Source organism: Salinisphaera dokdonensis CL-ES53 (genome assembly GCF_040361215.1).
GTDB classification, from domain to species: Bacteria; Pseudomonadota; Gammaproteobacteria; order Nevskiales; family Salinisphaeraceae; genus Salinisphaera; species Salinisphaera dokdonensis.
The window spans coordinates 61,697-84,414 of record NZ_APND01000002.1 but is presented as its reverse complement, the minus strand read 5'-3'; the positions used below and the strand labels follow the sequence as shown (position 1 = coordinate 84,414).

The window sequence follows — 22,718 nt, the reverse complement described above, 5'->3', positions numbered from 1 at the left end:
CATGGTCTTCGCCATGCCAAACCCCGTAGATTCCCCTGCCTCGCTTTTTCTCGAAATCCCGCTACACGCGGATCAGTTTCTTTGGTTTGTCCTCGGGGCGATCAATGGGCAGCGACGGCGCTCGCGCCCAGGGGCCGATCGGGGTCCGAGGGTATTTACTGATGGCCTGACGAGTGTGTCATCGCGCCGGGTCGCGGGTCGGGTTACGCACGCTCATCTGCCGCGCAGGAAAATTATTTGCAAAAAAGTTCGTGATTGGGGGCAAATCGGTTGTCGCGCCACCGCTTTAGAGAGACGAGGTTCAACAAAAGAGTTTCTCTCAATGTGCGCAGACAATTCCAAAACTCCGACGCTACTCATCGTGGCGGTCGCCGATATCGTCGATCTGCATCCCGAGTACCGGGCCCGCGGCCATGCCGAGGCTGCGCTGGCTATTCATGGTCAGCATCTCGAGCGGTCGGAGCATATACGCCGGCGTGTCCGTCGGTATCTGCAAGCGCATCCACCCCTGGTCGAGGCTACGGGGCGGCGCGTGGGACCGCCGTACGTCGTGACCGGCAACATCAGATCTTGGTGCCTCGCGCGGCGCTATCTACGCGGCGAGTGCGTCCCAGCCCTGGTGGATACGGGGCCGATCGAGGCGGCCCTCGAGCACGAACTCGCTGGATGGCTGATTTTCGAGCCGTTGCCCACGCGCAGGCAGCTCAGCGGCTGTATCGGCTATTACATCCAGCGCGTGGCGCACCTCAGCTCTCTGGGTTCGATTTCGGCATGGGAGCGCGCGTTGGGAATTCGCCCGTCAGGACTCGCGCCGCGCCGGCGTGGCGGGCCTAAACGGCCGCAATCACTCGGCCCGGAGGCTGGGGATGAGTGACGCGGGAGATAGGGGATTCGAGGGTCATCCCGACCCAACGCGAGCCGAGCTCCTCTCTCGAAGCTACGCATCAGTACGCAGCGATATGGCGCTGTCTCGGACGCAGGTGGATCTTTTCTTTGAACTATTTCCGATGAATCCGAGTGCGCGGGATCTACCGATCACGATCCGACATTTGATCGCCATCGTGGATCGATGGCCACAGATTCTGACGGCTGAGGCATGGGCCCGGGTAGATGAATTCCCGGCGATAGCGCGCGCCTGGAAAATCGCGGTCGAGGCGATAAGCCAGCAGCCCGAGTACGCAGACCTCGGCCCGGATCTGGTCGCAAACCTCGACCGCCTGTACGGTGAAATGGGCGACTATCCGCTCGCCGCGGCGGTGCATCAGGGCGACAAGGTTCTGGAAAAACGGCGATTTGCGCTTCTGCAGGCTCAGATCGTGGCAGCTGTCGCTAAATTTCGAATGGAGCTGCGTGCCGGTTCCCATGATGTGCGCTGGCTGGTATCGCTGCGGTTCTACGCGCGCGCCGATGTTCAGAATGCGACGGCCGTTCTACCTGCCATGGTCGCGGAACTAGGCGATGCGAGCCAGCGGTTGAGGGATTCCAGGCGGCGATTGCAGGGCGATCTGCGAAAGCGGGCGGCCGGCCATATCGAGAATCTCTGTCAGGCCATCGCATACGCCCGCGACCAGCGCGAACTGGTCGAGCGCTCGGGTTCCGGCCGGCGCGGCGGTAGCGACGGCGGTGATATCAATGCGCAATCTGATGATAGCGATATTGAGGCTCGGCCGCCGCAACCCGTTGTTTCGTGGGTGGGGCCGGGCGGCGCTGGAGGCACCGGCTCACGCGGTTGTCGGGTTTTTTACCCGCCAGAGCGGCCATCGGATATCGATATCGATGCGCCGTATGACGGACGAACGCACGCCGGCTATGCCCTCAGTCAGGGCGGGGCTTACCGTACCGGCGCGTATCGACGCAGCGATATAAATTTCAATTGTCGGTGGCAACAACAAGCCATAGCGCGCGCGAATCGGCTCGGTCTGGCGCCTGGCGTGGGACATCTGACCGAGGCGCAGGCAGCGATCACGATCGCCCGCCTGCATCGCAGGATAGAGAGCGGAGACCGAGCCTCTAGGCGTGAGTGCCGGCTGCTGGCAGTCACCGTCATGATACTGATGACCGGGCGATCATTCGGCGAGGTCGTGCGGACCAGAATCGCCCTTGATTGGCATGAGCCGATAAGGGAGCGGCCGATCACCGTGGATATTGGGGGAGGGTGGATCGGGCTGCGGTGTTCGCGTGTCGAAATGCCCGCCGCTCCGCATGGACTCGCTGACCGGCAATCGCCGACGGCCGATTTCGCATGTGTTTCGATGCCGAGGTGCCTGGGGGCTGTCCTGTCCTCGTCTAATGCTGCCCCCCCAGAGGGGGCTTCCATCTTTCCGTGGTTGAAATTGGATCGGCGCGTGTGGCGCACATGGTGGACTGACGCATTAGCTGAGACGTGCAGGGATATAGGCGGTTTGGCCCAGGCCGGCGCCCTGGAGCACTTCCTGTGGCGGCGGCTCATCACGGGCACTGCAGACGCGGTGACTCACGCTAAATGGCTCACAGGGCGCTCGTCGATCGTGGTCCAGAACGCAATCGCCTATACCGCGGTCACGTCCGAATCCTACCGCAGGGCACATGCCGAGGCGCTGCGACCATTGGAAGAAACGCTCGCAGGCCTACTACCCGAGCGTGCTGCCGACCGTATCGGCGATGCGAGTCGGCCGCCTATCGATCCGGCGATCGGTAGCCGTCGAGTCCCATTGCAGGAAACCCAAAGGCTAGCGGCTGACTTTTATGTGAACACCGCGCTTGATGCTTCTGCTGATCTGGATCAGCCCTTGTTGTGGCGCAGCGCCCATGATCGGCTGGTGCAATACACCGGCGCGATGTTCCTCGCGGCCACCGGGTGTCGGCCGCATGGCTTACCGATGCTGGAGGCGCGTCTGTATGCCGGTTCGCGTCAGCCAATCGTGTGTTCAGATAAAGATTCTGATGATTTTTCTATGGCGCGCGCACTGGTGATGCCGCGGTTATTGCTGGATCAGGTCGAAGCGCTGCGCCAGCTACAGCAGCGTTGGGCGGCGATGTCCTCGAATCCGGGGTGGCGCTGTTGGCACGCCCCGCCGACGCGGTTGCCAAAAGCACGTGCGCAGGCGCGCACGTTCATGCGTGCTCGCGAGCCGGGTATCTGTGCGCTCGACGACTCGACGGGCGGATCCGCGACAGCCGGTGGGTACACCCTTCGGCCGCGCGACTTGCTGACCTACACCCAGATGCAGCGAAACGGTTTTCGGTCGGCTCTACGCACATTCCTAAACGACAAGGGATTTTTTCAGTACGAGATCGACGCGTGGATGGGGCATCAGGTTCACGGGCGCGATGTGGCGGCGCCTACGGCCACAATGCCTATTCGGCCCGTTTTGCAGTCGATGGCGAAGGCGGTCGACGAGAAGCTGCGTGCCCTGGGCTGGCGGGTCATACCGCGTCGGGTAGGTTGACCCATGGGCACATTGGATTTAGAAGCCGAGGTCGATCGATACCTCCAGGCGCACGCACCGGAATGGATACGGGGTGAATTGGACGATACGGATGCGATCCGGAGTCGTCTGGGCGATGCGATTACCGAAGGCTGTCAGGCCGATATCGAGCATTACGCGGCAGTGGTGGTCGCACTCAACCAAAAGATCGAACGCTGGAACGCGACGGGGCGAGGGCATATCGAGCTTTTCCCGGAGGTTATTTCCGCGCGCGCCCAACGTCGTTGGGATTACAACACGCGTTCTCGCCAGATCGCATTGGAGTTGCTGGACGCCCGTGCCGCGAGTTGTCTACCCGAGTGTGGCGATGGGGGCCAGCGAGCCTCGATGGGGTGGGTCATTTACAGCCTGTCACGCAACGATGGGCTTCTCGACGCGCGACTGATTCTGCGAGCGCTGCGCGCTATCCGCGACGGAGCGCAGCATGCGGGGGATCTCGCATGGGTGGATGTGGCGCGCGACGACGGTGCCCGCACGCTGGATTTGCGACGACATGGTCGACGGGTACTGCTCAGTGGTCTGACGGTCACGCTTATCGAAATGGCGAGGCCGGCGTTTGATCGGATCTCTCGAGCACGCGATCGCCGCGTCGCCGGCGTGTGGCTGTACGACAGGCTCGACGCCGCATTGAAACTCAGCCAACAGAATCCGCCGATTAGTCGGTGGAGCGAATACGTTAATGCCCTGCGCGAGCGCCTCGCGTTGGAATACGGCGGGTTGTGTGCAGCGGTGGCGACCGACAAGTTGCAGCCGGCGTCAGTGCCGTCACCCCGTTTCAAAATGTTGCTCGACGAGAAGGTGAGTTCAACCTTATCGATCCCTGGCCCGGCCGAGCAATCACTGGCTCTGCGGATGGTATGGCCGACGGCATTGCGTGAGGTTGCCGCGATCCTCGATCAGGCCCTACGCACTGATGCGGCCGAGCGCTCTCACAGTGAAGCGCTCGCAGACAACATTCGCCAGCTGCGGGCGGAGGCGCCAGTCTGGGAGGCAAAAATCATCGAGTGGCTGGGCGCGCTTGCCAGTGGCGCCCCGCCTTACTCGAAGCCACTGAGAGTGAAAACATTGCACGATTACTGGCGCGAATTGGTTCCTGCGCTCATAGCTGTGATCCCGCCGCACGAGGGGTTCGACTGGCGCGAACCGGTGGCAATCCATGAACGATTGCTCCGTGCCTATAGTCTGGTAGTGCGGCAACGCAGCGACGACCGGGTAGTGGTCAGTGCCATCCGCTCGCTCGCGCGATTTCTGCAGTTCGCGCTCAAATTATCGATCAACCCGCTGAAAGTCGGCGGCTCGCCGGACGGCGCCGACTGTTTTGCTTACAAAACCCACACTCGTCATCCGCAGTACGTCAGCGAACGTGAATTCATTGAAGCACGCGAGATCATAGCGGCCCCGAAATCATTCACAGACCTGGGTAGGCAACGCGCGTTCCAGCGATGGTTAGCGCTGACACTGGTGTATCGATGTGGGTTGCGGGCTGGGGAGGTAGCGCGTCTGTGCGTCGATCAAATTATCGGCGACGAAACGCTGGCGATTGAGGTCGCCGACAACAAATTCGGGACCATCAAAACGAAAAATGGCACGCGGACGATTCCCGCCGGTGTGTTCCTGGACGACCGCGAGCGGCGAGCGCTATTGCATTGGCGAAAGACGCGCATCGATGTGACCGGTACGCATGACACCCCGCTCATTGGAAAGCCGGGCGCCACGAATCGTCCTTATACCGCCAACGGCCTGTTTGGGCCGATTCGATTAACGCTGCGTCGGGTCTCGGGTGACCCGACCATAAGGCTGCATGCGCTGCGACATGCTTTTGCGATGCACCTGCTGAACGTACTCCGCTCCGATCGAATCGCGCCAAGAAGGATTATCTGGTCGCCGCGCCACCCGTGGTTCGAACCTGCGCGAATCGCGACGATTCAGCAGGCGCTCGCGTGCCACCCCAATTCGCCGTTTGCATTGACCACCACGAGCGAGGTGCTCGGCCATGCCAGCCCGGACGAGACGGTTCGTTCGTATCTCAACACAGCCGAATTCTGGCTGGCTGACTGCGCCGACCTCGAATGCCCGTGGCAACTAGTGGCGCATGTTTACCAGGTCGGAAAGACGACAGCGACGCAACTGCGTCACCGTCCGGGAGCCCTGGTGCGGCGGCCTCCATCCCAGGCGGTACGCGTATGAGCGCGGGATTTCTCGAAGACGGACGAGGCCAGGTTGCGGCGCGCGGGGCAAGGCTGATGGTGGCATCACCACATATACAAGAGCCGACCATGCCCAACCAGAGACGCCTCGAAGATCTGCGCAATGCTTTGAACGCCACCCATCGAGCGCCTGAAAATTTTGCTGAATTTGCCCGTGAGTGGCGAGACAATCAATCGCATCGTTGGAAGGCCTCCCAACTGGAAACCGTAAACGGAATTCTCGACGGCTATCTGATCCCGGGATTCGACAACTGTCGCGTCGTGAGCATCGATCGTCGGGCGCTGCTCGCGTTCCGTGCCTGGCTGGCTCGTCAGCCTGGTCGGGGGCGTAACGAAACGCTCTCGGCCCAGCGTGCGAACCATGTATTGAGCGTTCTGAACGGTATTCTGGATGAGGCGGCAGTGCAGTTTGACTGGGCCAACCCGTTGCACTCGATCAAGCGTTTACACGTTCCGAAAACTGACGTCATGCCGTTCTCCCTGGACGAGGTTCAGCAGATTCTCGCGCACGTTAGATCTGACTTTCGAGCCTATTTCACTGTGCGATTTTTTACAGGCCTGCGCACCGGCGAAATAGACGGGCTGCAGTGGCGTTACGTGGACTTCGAGCGTGCCCAGATCAGGGTGCGCGAAACGTTCGTGCGAGGTGCTTTTACCACGCCAAAAACGCCGGCTTCGCGCCGCGATGTTCAAATGTCAGCACCTGTAAAAAAAGCGCTGCGTGACCAGTTCCAAGTTACGGGGGAGCGAGGCGGTTTGGTCTTTCCAAACACCCGGTCCAAGCCCCTGAGCCACAGCAACGTGCGCAATCGTATCTGGCAACCATTACTCGAAGAGCTCGGCTTCGAAAAGCGCCCGCCCTATCAAACGCGACATACCGCAGCGACCTTGTGGCTGGCCGCCGGTGAGAACCCAGAGTGGATCGCGCGCCAGATGGGACATACGAGTACTGAAATGCTTTTCGATATCTATGCCCGCTATGTGCCGAACCTTACACGACGCGATGGTTCGGCGATGGAAGCGCTCCTAGATGCAAACGGTCTCGTGTGATCGCTCGCGCTGGCCGCGAGGGAAAAGGTCCTCGAACATTGCGTATCGCTTGGCGCGTTACGGGTGGGTCACTCAAGCGGCGGGGTGTGTCGCCCCAGTTGCTGGCGCATTGGGGGAATGCCTTCGCCAAGACATCATAAAATGCAACTAGCGGGGTGCGCATGTACTTATCGCGTTACGCGCCTCTAGATCGCCCGTGCCGCAAGTGGTCGGGAAATCCGAACGACGTGAGGCCTATTATGGGCAAAAAAACACGCCCGGCGGCGGGCGCTGAGGAAATCGGCGTGTCGCCGAGCTAGTTGCGCTTGATGAACTGGCGATGTTCTCGCGCGATGTAGATCAGGGCGGCAACGGTAGCCGCCATGGTTCCTAAAACGAGGATTACACCCATGTCAAAACCTCTGGCGGATGCCGCCGGCAGGCCGTCAGAGCTAGTCGCGCTTGATGAATTGACGGTGCTCTAGCGCACCCCAAACCAGCACTCCCGCCGTGGCGATGATCGAGAAGATTAGCAGCGCTGCACCCATATTCAATTGCCGATGGTGCGGCATCGAAAGCCACAAAGAATACCGTATCTCGGCGGGTATGCGATTGAAAGTGCCATCGGGTGTCAAGGCCGCCACCGATAGCGCAAGCGCGTCTTCCGATGGACCACTAGCGAAAAGCGCCCTCGTCCTCCCGATTCAACGCGATCTCTACCGCCACTCCATCCCCAGCGTGCAAGCGATCCAGAGCGCTCTGGCCGTCAAACTCATCTCGCGGGTTGTTTAGCCAGATCCAGGCACGCCAGCCGTTACCGTGATTGGCAACGATCTTTTCCATGATCGGTAGCCAATTCGGTCCACGAGGCGAGTCATGATCGTCAAACTGTGTCTTGGGGTAGACGCGACCCCCGGCCTCACGCGTCAGGCCGATGATGCGACCGTCGTTGAAACGCTTATAGACCGTCGTACGTGAAACCCCTAGCAAGCGTGCCATGGCTTTTGCGTCGAGCATGTCCTCGCCTTTGGTCCGTGCAGGGTCGGGCGCTTCCGTATAAGCGTCCATCATCGCCGTTGCTTCCTGTTTGCTGAGAAGCCCGCGCGAGACATGGTCGTCTGAATCGGCTGCGGCGTCTGCCGCTGTTCTTGCCAGTGATTTTTGCAAGCGCTTTAGCGCCCCGCGTAGCAACGTGCTGGATGCATCGTCTCCGAACTGACGATGCGGGGCGTTTGTTCGCCTTGGTTTGTTCGAATGCTTCTCGCATTCGAGAAAGCTCCGAAGGGGGGCGTTTGTGTCTTCCAGGTATTTCAGTAGCTCGGATTTAGGCGGCCACCTGTGCTCGCTCGGGATCGGCCGCCGGTCTTGAGACGCTGGCGTATCGCATGTGCTGGATCTTGGCTCCGACGTTTGGATGGACGCACAGACGCGGGGCGGCAGGCTCGCCGCTGCGGCGGTTAGCATCATCACGGCCTGACCGAACACCGTTTGCTGCTCAGTATTGAACTTGGCGAACTCTGCTTCGACCCAAGTAGCGAGTCTTTGGCCTCGATCGTCTCCATTTTTAACTGACATGAACCGCACCTCTTGGCTGCGCCAGACTTGTCTTCAATATACTCTCGAAAGATAGCGCAATCCTTCTTGCTCGCAACATTACTGAAAGAAATTGGCTGAGGCTGGGACAGGTGCGACGGAGCGCGTCGACGAGAAAATCGGCCGCTAAAGCCGGTGCTCGCGAACGCTTCTGATTATTTGTCGGCTTCAATTGCAGCTGATTCAGAAGTTAGCCGAAAGCAACTCGTGCTGCCCAGTCGACCATTCTCTGACGAGGCAAGGACTAATGTCTTCGTTATCGAGCGGCGAATTGCTTGCGGCATGTGTTTTTCTCGGTTCGTCGTCACCATTACGGATAGCCACGCGTCCTGATCATTGCGATGCTGCGCGTCCTCGATCGGCGCAGCGTTTCCGCTTGCGCCGACACCGTTCCCATTCTCCGATTTCCTTGCCCCGCGGGTCGGCATGACCGGCGGGCTATAGCGCTGCGAATTGTCGCGCGCTGGTTCCATATAAAGAAGGTTTTGAATATGTATAGCGAACGCATGCTGATAAGCGAGCTTTCGCCGCCGCTGGATAGCGGCAATGTGGCCGATTGGCCGGGCGAGGCGCCGTTTGTGTTCGAGGATCAATCGCCGTCGCGCCTGCTGAGTCTTGCGCTTGGCCTGCGGCAGGTGCCGTGTCGCGGGTTGTTGATACTTGCCCTGGCTGCATTCCTGCTCAACAGCATGGCGGTATTGCTCAACCCCGACGTCTCGATGAACCTGCAGGGTCTGTTGCCGGCAGGCGTGTTGGTGCTGCTGGCGGTGGCGAGCACGGTGGCCAAGCGCTTCCTGTCCCGGATGAACGGCTGCCCCGCGAGCGATGCCGCCGTAGGCGCCTTGAAACGCCGTGCCGAACGTCATGGCCTGAAGGGCCCGATGGTGGATGCGCAGACGCGTACGCACGATGTCTGGCGTGTCGGCCATATCGCACAGGCCCATGCAGTGCTCGATCGCAAGTAAGCCCAACTGCCGCGCCAGGCTGATCAAGGGCCCGAGCCTCGGAATACGAGGCCGGGCTCATGCATCGGCTCGATACTTTCAGCGCGGTGCTCGGCCCCTGTGAGCTACTCGAACGGCGGCTCGTCCTGCCAGTCGAAGAAGCCCGGCATGTCGGTGGAGACCTTGTTCGGGAACTCGGCCGGGCGTTTTTCCAGAAACGACGACACACCCTCATGCGAATCGGCGGAGCGCCCGCGCGAGATGATGGCCTGGCTGTCGACGCGGTGTGCATCCATCGGATGGCCGGCGGCGTGCATGCGCCAGAGCATCTGGCGCGTCATCGCGATCGAGACCGGCGCGCTCTCGTCGGTGAGTTCGTGGGCGAGGGCGACGGCAGCCGGGTAGAGATCGTCCGGGGCGTGCAGCGAGCGCACCAGCCCGTGCTCGAGGGCTTCGCTAGCCGGGAAGACACGACCGGAGTAGCACCATTCCAGCGCGGTGGACAGGCCGACGGTGCGGGTCAGAAACCAAGACGAAGCGGCTTCCGGCGTGATCCCGCGACGCGTGAACACGAAGCCGAACTTGGCGTTTTCAGAGGCGATACGGATATCCATCGGCAGCTGCATGGTCGCGCCGATACCCACGGCCGCGCCGTTGATCGCACCGATCACGGGCTTGAGGCTGCGGAAGATACGCAGGGTGGTCTGGCCGCCGCCGTCACGCCGGCCGTCCACGCCTTCACGCTTGTCGTAGTCGAAGGTGTCGCCGCCGGAGGACAAATCCGCGCCGGCACAGAAGGCACGCCCACGACCGGTCACGATCACCGCGCGAACATCGTCGTTGGCGTCGGTATGGTCGAAGGCCGCGATCAGCTCGTCCTTCATCTGCGGCGTGAAGGCGTTCATCTTCTCGGGGCGGTCCAGCCAGATGGTGGCAATGCCGTCTTCGATATCGAGCGAGATGGTCGAGAATTGCGGTGCGGTCATAAGGTGTCCTTGCGGCTTTAATACTTCGAGTCTAAAGAAAAAATCAGCCGGCGATCATGGCGCTGATGCCGCCGTCGATGACCAGGAACTGGCCGGTGGTGTGCTTGCTCGCATCGGACGCGAACAACAGGGCGGCGCCTTTCAGGCTTTCGTCGTCGCCGAGCTGGCCCAGCGGCACTTTCGCGGCCAGCTGGTCGATGCCGTGGGACTCGGTGAGATGGCGCGACATACGGCTGGGAAAAATGCCCGGGCCAATCGCGTTCACCGTAATCCCGTAAGTGCCCCATTCGGCGGCGAGCGCGCGGGTCATCGCGACCACCGCGGCCTTGCTGGTGTTGTAGCCGATCGCCTGCATCATTTCGCGGTTACCACCCAGTGCGGCATTCGAGGCGATATTGACGATACGCCCGGCGCCGCGCGGGATCATGCTGCGTTTGGCCACCTCGCGGGTGAGCAGGAACAGATGACGCAGGTTGATGTTCATCACCTTGTCCCAGCCTTCGAGCGGGTAGTCCTCGGCCGGCGCGCCCCAGGTGGCCCCGGCGTTGTTTACCAGAATGTCGATCTCGCCAAGCGCTGTCAGCGCGGCTTCGGCGAGTGCCATGACGTCCGCCTCGCTGGACAGGTCGTGGCAGAGCGCTGTCGCATCGATGCCATTGTCGGCCAAGGCTGCGACTGCGGCGCCCAGTTCATCCGCATGACGCGACACGATCACCAGCCGCGCGCCGGCCTCGCCGAGCGCTCGAGCCATCTGTAGGCCGAGGCCGCGCGAGCCACCGGTGACCAGCGCGGTCCTGCCGGTGAGATCGAACAACTGCTGCACCGTACGGGTCATGCATCAACTCCCTGAACAGATACCGCGCGGCGGCGGCGATGATTCGGTTCCATGGTTCGTCGGGCAGGCGGACGGGCGCAATCGTCGGTTGCGACGAAAATGCCCAAGCCGGCTGGCGCAATTCGTCGGTTCGGACGACGCAGACGTCAGGTGTCTACCGCGATGATCGAAGCCTGATCCGATCTGGTCATGCCGGGTGTGAAATCGCCCGGCAGGCAGGGGAAACCGATGCAGGAACAACCGTCCGTCACCTACGAAGTCGCCGGCGCCATCGCCTGGATTCGCCTGAACCGGCCCAAAGCGCTCAATGCCGTCAACGCCGACCTGCGCGACGCGCTGCTTGCGGCTTTGAAGAAAGCCGAGCGCGACCCGGCCGTGAAGGTCGTGCTGCTGGGCGCAGTCGGGCGTGCCTTCTGTGCCGGTGCCGACCTCATGGAAGGCAAGCCGGAGGACCATACGGTCGAGGAAGAACTGCTGGAAGGCTACCGGCCGGTGCTGGAAAAGATCACGCGCATGCCACAGCCGGTGATCGGCGTCGCGCCCGGCGTTGCAGCCGGCGTGGGCGCGGCCATTCTGATGTCCTGCGATCTGGTGATGATGGCCGAACAGGCGCGGATCTATATGGCCTTCAGCGCTATCGGCCTGGTCCCGGATGGCGGTGCGACCTGGCTGCTGTATCAGCATCTCGGCTATCAGCGCGCGTTCGAGCTGATCGTCGAAGGCGGCAGCCTCGACGCGCAGGCCTGCCTGGCCGCCGGCATAGCGAACAAGATGATTGCCGGAGACGAACTCGAAGCCGCGGCCGAGGCCTGGGCCACGGAGCTGGCCAAGCGTTCTGCGTTGGCCAGCGCAGAAGCGAAGAAGCTACTGCGTGCCGCCGCGACCTCGACGCTCGCGCAGGCCATCGAAAGCGAAACCGTGGCCCAGCAACTGTGCATGGATAGCGATGAATCCCGCGCCGCCATCGCCGAATTCAAGAACCGGAGCGCTGGCAAATGACTGCGGCCGCGGAAGCGCCGGGCAAGCGTTGGCATGGCTGATACGCCGCTGACCGACGCGCATGTGCGACCCGTGCTGCAGGCCCTGGCCGAGCAGCGCGTGCCGGGCGCGCAGGTCGAACAGCTGACCCGGTTGACCGGCGGCGCGAGCCAGCCGATGTGGTCGTTCGATCTAGCCTCGCCGGCAGGTGTCGAAGCTCTGGTGCTGCGCCTGACCGGCACGATCAGCGGCGCCGACGAGGGCACACTCGCTCTCGCTGACGAGGCGCGCCTGCTGGAACTCATGGCTGCCCACGATGTGCCGGTGCCGGGTGTATGGCAGGTGCTCGATGCGCACGGCGAACTGGGCGCGGGTTACATCATGCAGCGTATCGACGGCGAAACCCTGCCGCAGCGGATACTGCGCGATGACGCTTATGCCGACGCCCGGCATCGGCTGGCCCGCGAATGTGGCCAGGTGCTGGCCGCGATTCATCGCGTGCCGACGGTCGACGCGCCGTATTTACAGCAGGTCTCGGTCGCGCAGTGGCTGGATCGTCAGTACCGCGAATATCGAAGCTATCGTGAACCGCGGCCCGTGTTCGAGCTCGCGTTTCAGTGGCTGCGCCAGAACCTGCCGCGCGAACCCGCAGAACCGGCCCTCGTGCACGGTGATTTCCGCAACGGCAATCTCATGATCAATCGCCATGGCCTGCGAGCGGTGCTCGACTGGGAGATGGCCCATATCGGCGACCCCATGGCGGATCTGGGCTGGCTCTGCGTGGATTCCTGGCGTTTCGGCGAAATCGATCATCCGGTCGGCGGTTTCGGCAGCCGCGAGCAGCTGTTCGCCGGCTACGAGGAGGCCAGCGGGGTGACGGTCTGCCCCGAAACGGTCTGGTTCTGGGAAGTCTTCGGCTGCCTGAAGTGGGGAATTATCTGCCAGAAGATGGCGCGCTCCTTCAGCGATGGTACGGACCGCACGGTCGAGCGCGGTGCTATAGGTCGGCGCGCCTCGGAGACCGAGATCGATCTGCTGGCCCGCCTGGCGCCGTTGGCGTCCTAGCCGAACCGGAGCGACCGCCATGCAGGACACACCCCGAGATACCGAACTGCTTGCCGCCGTGGCCGAGTTCCTGCGGCGCGACGTGGTGCCCGCGCTCGACGGCAGCCTGCAGTTCCAGACCCGCGTGGCGGCGAACGTGGTCGATCGCGTGCTGCGCGAACTCGAACAGCCTGCCGCGCAGGCCGAAGAGGAGCAGCAGAGGCTGGAAAGTCTGCTCCATCTGGGCGGCGACATACCCACGCTCACCCAGGTGCTCTGCGATCGCATTGCCGCCGGCGAGATCACCATCAAAACCCCGGGCCTCACCGATTTCCTGTGGTGGGTCACGCGCAACAAGCTCCGTGTCGATCAGCCGCGTTATGCCGGCTATCGGCGCGCGCTCGAGCGCAGCCCGGCCGACGCGCCTCCGGATGCATAGCCCGAATTCATAGAAGGAAACCATCATGGACTTCAATCTGCCGCCGGAACTCGCGGCCTATCTCGACGAGTTGGACGGTTTCATCGAAGACGTCATCCAGCCGCTCGAGCAGCGCGACGACAACATCCGCTTCTTCGATCATCGTCGCGAGTGGGCCCGCACCGACTACGACAAGGGCGGCCTGCCGCGCCCGGAATGGGAAGCCCTGCTTGGCGAGGCGAAACGGCTGGCCGACGAAGCCGGACACCTGCGTTTTCCGCTACCGAAAAAGTACGGTGGTCAGGACGGTTCGCATCTGGCGATGACCGTGATCCGCGAGCATCTCGCGGCGCGCGGGCTGGGTCTGCATAACGATCTGCAGAACGAGCACTCGATCGTGGCGAACAATCCGTTCGTGCTCATGTTTCGCGATTTCGGCACCCCCGAGCAGGAAGACGAGTTCGTTGCCGGCATGCTCGGCGGTACCCATCATCTGGCTTTCGGTCTTACCGAGCCGGACCATGGCTCCGACGCGACCCATATGGAAACGCGTGCCGTGCCGGAACAGCGCGACGGCGTGGATGGCTGGCGGCTGGATGGGCGCAAGATGTGGATCACCGGCATGCACGTGGCGACCCACTGCATGATGTTCGCGCGCACCTCCGGCGAGAACGGCGACGCGAAAGGCATCACGGCATTCCTCGTGCCGTGCCCCACGCCGGGGCTGACGATCGAGGAATATCTGTGGACCTTCAACATGCCCACGGATCATGCGCGGCTGTCGCTGGACAACGTCTGGGTGCCGGAAAGCGCCGCGTTCGGCCCGCCGGACAACGGCCTGTCGCTGGCGCAACATTTCGTGCACGAAAACCGCATCCGCCAGGCCGCGTCGAGTCTGGGCGCGGCGGCCTACTGCATCCGCGAAAGCGTGGCCTATGCGCGCGAGCGCAAGCCGTTTGGCGTCGCACTTGCGCGCAATCAGGGTATCCAGTTTCCGCTTGTCGAACTGCATAGCGAAGCCGAGATGCTGCGCCTGCTCATTCGCAAGACCGCCTGGGAAATGGATCAGCTGCCCAAGCCCGAGATCGAGGCCCAACTGTCGGACAAGGTCGCCATGTGCAACTACCGCGCGAACCGGCTGTGCTGCGAGGCGGCCGATCGGGCCATGCAGGTCCATGGCGGCATGGGCTACTCGCGGCACAAACCGTTCGAGCATATCTATCGCCATCACCGGCGTTATCGCATCACCGAGGGCGCCGAAGAGATCCAGATGCGCAAGGCCGGCGGTTATCTGTTCGGCTACCTGGGGCCGAATCGGTGGAAGGACTGATGCGCGCAAGAGGATGGTCGGGCATGAAATTTTCGTGGCCAGCGGTCCATAATCGCGATCGCGCTGTGAGTCCGATGTTCGCCTGCGAGCGACGGCCACGCAGCGCTCCGCTTTTTGTTTCAAGGATATGCCCGTGAAGACCCCCGCCTGGCAGAGCGACCCCGATCGCTACGATTTTCGTCACACCCTGGCGTTGCAGTACGCACATCTGGATACCATCCGGCATGCCAACAACGTGGCGGTCCATGGGCTGCACGTGGAAGCACGCATTCGCTACCAGCTGGCGGTGCTCGGCCACGCGCATCTGTTTTCGGACGCCGAGCTGCTGCGCCCGCGCCGTACCGTGACCCATTTCCTGCGCGAAACGCATTATCCGCACGATGTGGTGTGCGCCACGCGGCTCGTCGCGGTCACGCCGGATACCTATCAGCTGGTCACAGGGCTGTTTCAGCAGGGCGAATGCGTCGGCGTACAGGACTGCCTCATGGGCGCCTGGCACACCGATCGCTGGGTCGCTCTACCGGATGACGTGTATGCGGCGCTCGAAAGCAATCGCGCAGCGGATGACGTGCCGGTGAACGACTGGCCGCAAGTTCCCCCGGAACACGTGCCGCTGAGCGGCTATCCCGCGGAATCCGAGATATCCGGCCGCTATGCGGATCTCGATCCGGACGTGGTTCTCGGCGAGCTGGCGGTATCACGCTATATCGAGCAGTCGCGTGCGGGTTCGCTACGCCCGATTCGCAACGACCCGTCGCTGGGTATGCTCGTGGCCAGCGTGGATCTGAGTTATCACCGCTGGCATCGCGGGCGCGCGGATGTGCAGGTCGTCTGCGGTATCGACCGTATCGGCAACAGCTCCTTCGCCCTGGCCGGTGCGGCCGCGGTGGGTGAGGAGCGGCTGGTGACCGCGCGCAGCACCATGGTGCTGATCGATCGTGATAAACGCCGCCCCACGCCGATCGACGATGCGCTGCGCGCTTCGATGGCGCCGTTGTTCATTGCCGACGAATCCGCCGACGATGCACGCGCCGCCGGCGCCGCGCCGGGCGGCTAGCGCAACGCCGACGCCGGACGATGGGCCGGCGCGACGACACCGACACATCAGAACGACAAAGGAGAGGCCGCGATGCCGGGACCGTTGCAGGGCATGAAGGTGATCGAAATGGCCGGACTCGGCCCCGGTCCGTTCTGCGCCATGATGTTCGCGGACATGGGCGCTGAAGTCGTGCGCATCGAGCGCCCCGGTGCGTCTCACCCCGAGCGGGATCGCTTCGACGTGCTCGCGCGTGGGCGCCATCGCGTCGCGCTCGACATGAAACAGCCGGAGTCCGCCGAAACCGTGCTGGCCATGATCGAACAGGCCGACGTGCTCATCGAAGGGTTTCGCCCCGGCGTGATGGAACGCATGGGCCTCGGCCCGGATGCCTGCCTGGCCCGGCGCCCGGGCCTGATCTACGGACGCATGACCGGCTGGGGCCAGTACGGCCCGCTGGCCAAAGCGGCGGGTCACGACATCAACTACATCGCCCTCAGCGGCGCATTGCACGGCGTCGGTCGTGCCGATGGGCCGCCGCCGCCACCGCTCAACTATGTGGGCGATTTCGGCGGCGGTGCGATGATGCTCGCCTTCGGCATTCTTGCCGCCGTTTTCGAAAGCCGGCGCTCCGGTGAAGGCCAGGTCGTCGATGCCGCGATGACCGACGGCGCGGCGCTGCTGTCGTCGATGATGTACGGCATGAAAGCGGCCGGTCAGTGGACCAATGCACGCGGCGCCAACATGCTCGACGGCGGCGCGCATTTCTACGACAGCTATACCTGTGCCGACGGCAAGTTCCTCGCGGTCGGCGCAATCGAGCCGCAGTTCTATGCCGAATTGCTGCAGCGTTGCGGCATCGATGATCCGGCCTTCGAACGCCAGAACGATCCATCTGCCTGGCCGGATCTGAAGCAGCGCCTGGCCGAGCTGCTCAAGACCCGCACGCGTGACCAGTGGTGCGAGATTCTGGAAGGCAGCGATGCCTGTGTCGCCCCGGTGCTGGACTGGGACGAAGCCCCCGAGCACCCGCACAATCGTGAGCGTGAAGCGTTCGTCGAAGTCGACGGTGTGCTGCAACCTGCACCGGCCCCACGCTTCTCCCGTACGCCAGCCGATACGCCCGGCGCCGCGAGCGCCACCGATCGCGATCCGCACGACGTGCTGACGGGCTGGGGCGTTGATCCGCGTAAGCTAGAAGCGCTACGTGATTAAGGACACACGATGTATCGCGTCTGCAATGAGTGTCGTTGATGGCTACAAATAAGAATCAACATTTCGTGCCCCGATGCTATTTGAAGCCATTCACATTGGACGAAAACAACCAGTCTATAAGTGTTTTTAATTTAGACCGACATCGGCTAATAGAAAAGGCGGCAGTAAAACATCAATGTTCCCGCTCTTATTTTTACGGCAAAGATCCAAAGCTGGAAGAAGCCCTGCAGTTAATGGAACGGACTTACGCGCAGGCAATTCGTCTGATTGGAGAAGAGGGCTACTCTCTTACCGAAGAGCATGACTCAATACTAAAAAGGTTCTGGCTGCTTCAATATTTGAGGACAGAAGCTGCTTCGAGGCGCGCTGTTGAGATGAGTAGTGAATTGAGATCGACAGCTGGCGCTGATGCCTCATTTCAACTTGAGGTCCGCGAGGCTGTGACCATAGCCATGCAGACGTTCGCCGAATGTATTGATATCGTCAGCGATCTGCGAAGTTGTCTTGTTAAGAACGCAACTAACGTTCCATTTGTTACATCTGACGATCCCGCAGTTCTTGCGAATCGATGGTTTCAGGCGGATAGTCGATATCGTGGAGAGGCATTTGGGCTGCGTTCGGCGGGCGACATAATTCTTTTGCCTATTTCTCCAAGGTTGATGTTTATTGCATACGATCACAATGTTTATTCAATTCCCAAAAGTAATAGCTGGGTGAGGATTAAAAATCCCGAAGAAATAAGAATGCTCAACCAACACCAATACCTAAATTGTCGCGCCAATATATTCCCAAGCCCTTCGTTAGATGAGCGCACTTTGATTAAAGACGCTAACGAGTTTTGTGGCTTTCGAGTATCTCCAAGGCATGCGTTGCACTACGCCGTACTGGACCAAGTAGACGGCGAATTCAAAAGGTATCGAGTAATAGAGTCGCCACAAAGCGAAGGCCATAGCGAGGCGATAATTCACATGCAAACTGTGTTTCCAATACCGAATGGATGGCCGAACTTCATCCGTTGGAAACGAAATGGCTTTGGCATGTCGAATGGAACCGGCATCGGTTGCGTAAGGCGCGATTCCCTCACGCCGGGCGATGGTGAGGATTTCGCCAAGGTGTACGCTCGTAGATGCTGATTCGTTCCTAACGTATCACTGCAGTTGGCCACCTAAATCGTTGTCGCGATTCTGGGTTCTTCCGTGGCCTTCGGCCGCTCTGGCGGCAATAGCTTAGGCGTTCATCGGTCGGAAGGACGCGCACAAATCGTCGCTATCGACGACAACAACGCCCCGGCGTCTGCCTAGTATCAATGGCACGTATCGGCATGCCTGCCGCTGCGTGTACACAACCAATACAGGGGAGCGGGAATGGGTAACGCAATCGTTTCGAGGATCGGTGGGCTGGCGCTATGCGCAGGCCTGATGCTGGCCGGCACGGCCGAGGCCCGCACCCTGCGCTACGCCACGGGGTTTCCGCCCGGTTCGGTCGCCGCACAGGCGGCGATGGACTACGCCGAGGCGCTGCCGGGTTATTCCGACGACACGCTGTCGATGAAGGTCTATGCGCTGTCATTGCTGGACGCCTCCGAAACGTCGGACGGCGTGCGTGACGGCATCGCGGACGTGGGTTATCTGCTCACCGTTTATTTCCCGTCCATGTATCCACACACGAATCTGGTCAACGAATCGTCGATGCAGCTCACCCAGTTCGACGAGGCCGAGCTTCAGGGCAAGGGCGCGCTCGCGTTCAACGCCGCGATGGCCGAGCTGACCTTCTTCAACTGCCCCGAGTGCCTGGACGAATACGCGGCTCAGAACCAGGTCTATACCGGTAATGCGGCCAGCTCCGACTACGGCCTGCTCTGCAACAAGCCGGTGACCAACGAAGCCGAGCTCGCCGGCAAGCGTCTGCGGGTGGCCGGCTCGCACTGGTCGCGCTGGTCCAAGCATTTCGGTGCCACGCCGGTATCGATGACGATCAACGACCTGCTCGAAGCCCTCAGCCAGGGCGTGCTCGACTGCACCATTTCCTCGGCGCCGGAGCTCGTGAACCTGCGCCTGACCGAAGCGGTGACCGATATCACCATGGCGGTGCCGGGCGGTGTCTATGCCGCCGCCAGCGCGGCCAGCGTCAACGGCGATACCTGGCGCGGCCTCACGGACGATCAGCGCCGGGCGATGCTGCGCGCCGGTGCGCGTCTGTCCGCGGCCGTACCCTACGGCTATCTGGAGAAAGAGAAGGAAGCCTTTGCCGCCGCTGAGGACGAAGGCGCGACACGCCACGAAGCCACCGCGTCGCTCGAGCAGGCCAGCAAGGCGTTCGCGGAACAGGACCTGGACACTATCGTCGAGTATTACCGCGAGAACCACGGCGTGGAGCGCGGTGAGGAATTGCTCGCCACCTTCCGTGGTCTGCTCGAGAAGTGGGTCGAGCGCGTAGGCGATGTCGATAGCCTGGATGCGCTGGAACAGCTCTACTGGGACGAGATCTTTTCCAAGGTCGACGCCTCCAGCTACGGCATGCAATAGCGCTGACGCCGCGCCGCCCTAGTGGCGGCGCGGCTGTACAGCCAATCTAGACCACGCCCACCTTTCGAGCGATCGCAACCGCTTCGGTGCGGTTGCTGGCATTGAGCTTGCCGTTGATGTTGCGCAGATGGGTGCGGATGGTGCTGTCGGAGACGAACAGCTTCTCGGCCATCGCACTGTTGGAATTGCCCTCGGCGAGCAGCTTGAGCACGCGGATCTCCTTGCGCGTGAGCGGCTCCAGCAGGGTGGCGTTCGGGTCGTCCTCGATCGGATATTCGTTGAACACGCGCGGGCCAAATCCCTGCAGTAGCGACTGCAGATACTCGGCAAACAGCGGCTCGCGGCGGTCGAGCTTGCGTTCCAGCGTGTCCGACTGCAGCCGCACCACCAGCGCGCCGACCCGCGGGCCTTCGTCGAGCACGAGCCGCATATAGCCTTCGCGGCAGCCTTCCTTCAGGGCTTGCTCGAGCGTGCTCAGCGCAGTCGGTAGATCGTTCTGGCGTTGCTGTGCCACGGCCTGGAGCAGACGCAGCTTGAACGCGCGCCGGTGGCGGGTCTCGGCCTGCGATTCAGCGATATACGGACCGAGTTCGCGTAGCGCGAACGCCGCGTCGCCAACAAACGCCTCCCAGCGCAGCTGGCCGATGCGGTCGTTGTCGACATCATTGGCCAGCAGACGCAGGTGGCGCAGGCGGCCCCAGGTGGCCTGGTCGCTGGCGCGCTCGATCTCGACATGCGCTGCGTATTCGTCGCCTTGCAACAACATGAGCTGGGCGCGATGCAGACGACTGGTGGCAACCACGCGCGGCAGCTGGCGGTTGTGGCCGGTGCGTTCGAGTACGGTGAGTGTCTGTAGCGCCTTGTCCATGTCGCCTTCGATGAAGGCAATACGCGCGAGCATCACATCGGCCAGGATCATGTGATCGGGCAGGCCGATATGCCGCGCCAGCGGTGCATAGACATTGAGCAGCTGGGTCGCCGTATCCAGATCGTTCGATTCGTAGACCGTGGCCGCATGCAGCACGCCGGCCCAGGCGTTGCCGTTGGTGCCGATCGGCGAGAACGCCGAGCGCGGCCGGGTGATGCGCGCGGCCAGGCGAAAACGTGCGGCGGCCTGGCGCTGACGGCCTTCCTGCAGGTCGATGATGCCTTCGACGGATTCCGAGAACATCGCGTTGAAGGCGCTTTCGTGCACGCCCTGCACATCGCGGGCGCCGTCGAGCAGCGCCCGCGCGCGTTGGTGTTCACCCATCACCGAATAGGCATTGGCGAGCGTGTTCACCAGCGTCGTCTCGGCAAAGGGTTCGCCGGCGGGCAGGGCGTCGAGCGTCTTGCTGCCGATCGCATAGACCTGCTCGAAGTCGTCCATGATCGCGAGAATCGATGGCCGCAGCGCCAGCGCATGGGGGCGGATACGCGGGTCGGTCGAGTATTCCAGCCCGGTCTGTTCGAGTTTCTCCATCGCGGTATGCGGGCTGCAGCTGAAGCACAGCGCCCAGACATGGATCGCTTGCAACAACGGCCAGGCCGCCAGATCGGCTGCCGGAATGCTGTCGAACCAGCGTCCGAGTAGGCGCATGCGCCCCTGGGCGAGCAGATGCTCGGCGTGCTGCGACATGAGTGTGAGCGCACGGTCGAAATCACCGCCTTCCAAGGCATGATCGATAGCCGGCACCGGCCGGTGCTGGGCCTCGAACCAGGCTGATGCTGCGCGATGCAGCGGCGCGATCTCGTCCGGACATTCCGCGGCCAGACGATGGCGCAGGAAATCCGAAAACAGGCTGTGGTAGCGGTAGAGCCGTTCTTCGCTTTCGATCGGCACCAGGAAGACATTGGCTTCGTTGAGCAGGTCGATCAGCGAAGCGCTGTCGGCATTCGGCAGTAGCGCGTTGCACAGCGGCACGCTGAGGTAACGCAGGATGCTGGTGCGCAGCAGGAACTTGCGAACGCGTTCGGGTTGCTGGGCGAGTACATCCTCGGCCAGGTAATCCGCGACCGCGCGATGTTCGCCCGAGAAACGGGTGATGAAATCGACCGGTGCCGGATGTTTCTCGAGCGCGAGCGAGGCCAGCCAGAGCGCGGCTACCCAGCCTTCGGTCTTGGCGTGGATCTCGGCGAGCTCGTCGGCGCCAAGCGCCAGCCCACGATGGTGGTTAAGGAACTGCTCCGTCTCGGCGAGCGAGAATCGTAGCCGCTTGCTGTCGATCTCAACCAGCTGGCCGCGGGTGCGCAGGCGTGCCAGGCGCAGGTCCGGCAGCGAACGCGAGCCGATCACCAGCCGACAGTTCGGCGGAAGATGGTCGATGATCTCACGCACCAGCCCCAGCACGGTGGGTTCCTGGATCCGCTCGAAGTCGTCGAGAAACAGCGCGAAGTGGTCGTCATGATCGGCCAGTCCGGCGATCAGGTTGAGCGCTGTGTCGCCCGCTGAAGAGCTGTCGTCGCCCGCGGCCGGTTCGTCGGCGGTAGCCGGCAGCAGATTGGCAATGGCGGCTTCCAGACAGGGCAGGAAACGCTGGATATCGTTGTCGGCCTCGTCGAGGGTGAGCCAGGCGGTTCGTGTGCCGTCGGCGGCCAGCTTTTCCATGCACTGGGCCATGAGCGTGGATTTGCCGAAGCCGGCCGGGCCCTGGCACAGCACCAGCTTCACAGCGCCATCGCCCTGCAGACTCGCGGCGATCTCGTCGCGCAGCAGCTGGGCCGCGTGCACGGTCGGCGGGTTGAGCTTGCTGGTCAGCGCGCCCGCCGTCGGGCGGCCACGATTGGGCGTGGTCATGTTGTCTCCTCCGAAGGCGCGTACAGCCGCTTGTTCGTGATGCGGTTTGTGATCGCCGCCAGCCTGGGTGGCCGGGGCTTTTGATCGACGTCTTGCGCGTCGTTGATCGAGCCCTGAACGATCGTTCGCCGGCGACTACCTTTACCCGGTTCTGCAGCCACGTCAACGCATGGAAGCTCGGGCCAACCGGTGCGTTGGGCCAAGCGCTCTGACTGTTTCCAACGACGCCAGCATGGCCCATCCACGCGCGGTAATGGCGATTTCGTCGCTTTCGACGATGCGGCGTATGGGGCGCTTTCGAAAGACTCGGCACATACGACGCGTCGCGCCCGCCG

The 22,718-nt window shown here is 62.3% G+C and carries 17 protein-coding genes; 13 read left to right on the top strand and 4 right to left on the bottom strand.

From position 1 onward, the window contains the following. Positions 1-322 precede the first annotated feature (322 nt). Genes SADO_RS06365 through SADO_RS06350 form a run of 4 tightly spaced genes read left to right on the top strand, consistent with a single transcriptional unit; the run spans position 323 to position 6,724 of the window. Entirely contained in the window at positions 323-874 is a 552-nt protein-coding gene (locus tag SADO_RS06365; RefSeq protein ID WP_353110218.1) for a hypothetical protein, read from the top strand. Continuing rightward, positions 867-3,428 (top strand): hypothetical protein, encoded by a 2,562-nt coding sequence (locus SADO_RS06360; RefSeq protein WP_353110217.1) that lies wholly within the window; start codon positions 867-869, stop codon positions 3,426-3,428. Before SADO_RS06365 ends, SADO_RS06360 begins: the two co-directional genes overlap by 8 nt. A gap of 3 nt (positions 3,429-3,431) precedes the next feature. Continuing rightward, entirely contained in the window at positions 3,432-5,654 is a 2,223-nt protein-coding gene (locus tag SADO_RS06355) for a tyrosine-type recombinase/integrase (RefSeq protein ID WP_353110215.1), read from the top strand. Next, a complete protein-coding gene (locus SADO_RS06350) occupies positions 5,651-6,724 on the top strand; it encodes a tyrosine-type recombinase/integrase (RefSeq protein ID WP_353110213.1) in 1,074 nt (357 codons plus the stop codon). Before SADO_RS06355 ends, SADO_RS06350 begins: the two co-directional genes overlap by 4 nt. 654 nt (positions 6,725-7,378) lie before the next feature. Here the strand turns inward: SADO_RS06350 and SADO_RS06345 are convergent. Continuing rightward, positions 7,379-8,278: a helix-turn-helix domain-containing protein gene (locus SADO_RS06345; RefSeq protein ID WP_353110211.1), complete on the bottom strand. Its 900-nt coding sequence runs from the start codon at positions 8,276-8,278 to the stop codon at positions 7,379-7,381. Positions 8,279-8,787: 509 nt separating this feature from the next. Here SADO_RS06345 and SADO_RS06340 point away from each other — a divergent pair. Next, positions 8,788-9,261, top strand: coding sequence for a hypothetical protein (locus SADO_RS06340; protein WP_353110209.1), 474 nt, complete (start codon positions 8,788-8,790; stop codon positions 9,259-9,261). 104 nt (positions 9,262-9,365) lie between these two features. On the opposite strand, the gene SADO_RS06335 is transcribed toward SADO_RS06340, so the two are convergent. Beyond that, the gene (locus SADO_RS06335; RefSeq protein WP_353110208.1) at positions 9,366-10,226 is read right to left on the bottom strand and encodes a crotonase/enoyl-CoA hydratase family protein; all 861 of its coding nucleotides are present in this window, start codon (positions 10,224-10,226) and stop codon (positions 9,366-9,368) included. Positions 10,227-10,269: 43 nt separating this feature from the next. Further along, positions 10,270-11,061 carry an SDR family oxidoreductase gene (locus SADO_RS06330; RefSeq protein WP_353110206.1) on the bottom strand — a complete coding sequence of 264 codons (792 nt, stop codon included), beginning with the start codon at positions 11,059-11,061 and terminating at the stop codon, positions 10,270-10,272. Between the two features lie 228 nt (positions 11,062-11,289). Here SADO_RS06330 and SADO_RS06325 point away from each other — a divergent pair, with 228 nt between their 5' ends. From SADO_RS06325 to SADO_RS06290, 8 genes are all read left to right on the top strand, one after another. Then, positions 11,290-12,060: an enoyl-CoA hydratase/isomerase family protein gene (locus tag SADO_RS06325; protein WP_353110204.1), complete on the top strand. Its 771-nt coding sequence runs from the start codon at positions 11,290-11,292 to the stop codon at positions 12,058-12,060. A gap of 99 nt (positions 12,061-12,159) precedes the next feature. Next, positions 12,160-13,104 carry a phosphotransferase family protein gene (locus SADO_RS06320; protein WP_434547894.1) on the top strand — a complete coding sequence of 315 codons (945 nt, stop codon included), beginning with the start codon at positions 12,160-12,162 and terminating at the stop codon, positions 13,102-13,104. Positions 13,105-13,123: 19 nt separating this feature from the next. Further along, entirely contained in the window at positions 13,124-13,522 is a 399-nt protein-coding gene (locus tag SADO_RS06315; RefSeq protein ID WP_353110200.1) for a DUF6285 domain-containing protein, read from the top strand. 25 nt (positions 13,523-13,547) lie between these two features. Further along, the gene (locus tag SADO_RS06310) at positions 13,548-14,831 is read left to right on the top strand and encodes an acyl-CoA dehydrogenase family protein (protein ID WP_353110198.1); all 1,284 of its coding nucleotides are present in this window, start codon (positions 13,548-13,550) and stop codon (positions 14,829-14,831) included. A 133-nt stretch (positions 14,832-14,964) separates the two neighbouring features. Beyond that, the gene (locus SADO_RS06305) at positions 14,965-15,888 is read left to right on the top strand and encodes an acyl-CoA thioesterase (protein ID WP_353110197.1); all 924 of its coding nucleotides are present in this window, start codon (positions 14,965-14,967) and stop codon (positions 15,886-15,888) included. 72 nt (positions 15,889-15,960) lie between these two features. Continuing rightward, a complete protein-coding gene (locus tag SADO_RS06300; RefSeq protein ID WP_353110195.1) occupies positions 15,961-17,082 on the top strand; it encodes a CaiB/BaiF CoA transferase family protein in 1,122 nt (373 codons plus the stop codon). Between the two features lie 38 nt (positions 17,083-17,120). Further along, entirely contained in the window at positions 17,121-18,215 is a 1,095-nt protein-coding gene (locus tag SADO_RS06295; protein WP_353110193.1) for a DUF4238 domain-containing protein, read from the top strand. A gap of 231 nt (positions 18,216-18,446) precedes the next feature. Further along, positions 18,447-19,607: a C4-dicarboxylate TRAP transporter substrate-binding protein gene (locus tag SADO_RS06290; protein WP_353110191.1), complete on the top strand. Its 1,161-nt coding sequence runs from the start codon at positions 18,447-18,449 to the stop codon at positions 19,605-19,607. Between the two features lie 46 nt (positions 19,608-19,653). On the opposite strand, the gene SADO_RS06285 is transcribed toward SADO_RS06290, so the two are convergent. Next, a complete protein-coding gene (locus SADO_RS06285; protein ID WP_353110189.1) occupies positions 19,654-22,383 on the bottom strand; it encodes a winged helix-turn-helix domain-containing protein in 2,730 nt (909 codons plus the stop codon). Positions 22,384-22,718 lie beyond the last annotated feature (335 nt).

Coding starts and splice junctions, on each gene's coding strand:
- SADO_RS06365 (WP_353110218.1), top strand. CDS start 323: ATGTGCGCAGACAATTCCAAAACTCCGACGCTACTCATCGTGGCGGTC.
- SADO_RS06360 (WP_353110217.1), top strand. CDS start 867: ATGAGTGACGCGGGAGATAGGGGATTCGAGGGTCATCCCGACCCAACG.
- SADO_RS06355 (WP_353110215.1), top strand. CDS start 3,432: ATGGGCACATTGGATTTAGAAGCCGAGGTCGATCGATACCTCCAGGCG.
- SADO_RS06350 (WP_353110213.1), top strand. CDS start 5,651: ATGAGCGCGGGATTTCTCGAAGACGGACGAGGCCAGGTTGCGGCGCGC.
- SADO_RS06345 (WP_353110211.1), bottom strand. CDS start 8,278: ATGTCAGTTAAAAATGGAGACGATCGAGGCCAAAGACTCGCTACTTGG.
- SADO_RS06340 (WP_353110209.1), top strand. CDS start 8,788: ATGTATAGCGAACGCATGCTGATAAGCGAGCTTTCGCCGCCGCTGGAT.
- SADO_RS06335 (WP_353110208.1), bottom strand. CDS start 10,226: ATGACCGCACCGCAATTCTCGACCATCTCGCTCGATATCGAAGACGGC.
- SADO_RS06330 (WP_353110206.1), bottom strand. CDS start 11,061: ATGACCCGTACGGTGCAGCAGTTGTTCGATCTCACCGGCAGGACCGCG.
- SADO_RS06325 (WP_353110204.1), top strand. CDS start 11,290: ATGCAGGAACAACCGTCCGTCACCTACGAAGTCGCCGGCGCCATCGCC.
- SADO_RS06315 (WP_353110200.1), top strand. CDS start 13,124: ATGCAGGACACACCCCGAGATACCGAACTGCTTGCCGCCGTGGCCGAG.
- SADO_RS06310 (WP_353110198.1), top strand. CDS start 13,548: ATGGACTTCAATCTGCCGCCGGAACTCGCGGCCTATCTCGACGAGTTG.
- SADO_RS06300 (WP_353110195.1), top strand. CDS start 15,961: ATGCCGGGACCGTTGCAGGGCATGAAGGTGATCGAAATGGCCGGACTC.
- SADO_RS06295 (WP_353110193.1), top strand. CDS start 17,121: ATGGCTACAAATAAGAATCAACATTTCGTGCCCCGATGCTATTTGAAG.
- SADO_RS06290 (WP_353110191.1), top strand. CDS start 18,447: ATGGGTAACGCAATCGTTTCGAGGATCGGTGGGCTGGCGCTATGCGCA.
- SADO_RS06285 (WP_353110189.1), bottom strand. CDS start 22,383: ATGACCACGCCCAATCGTGGCCGCCCGACGGCGGGCGCGCTGACCAGC.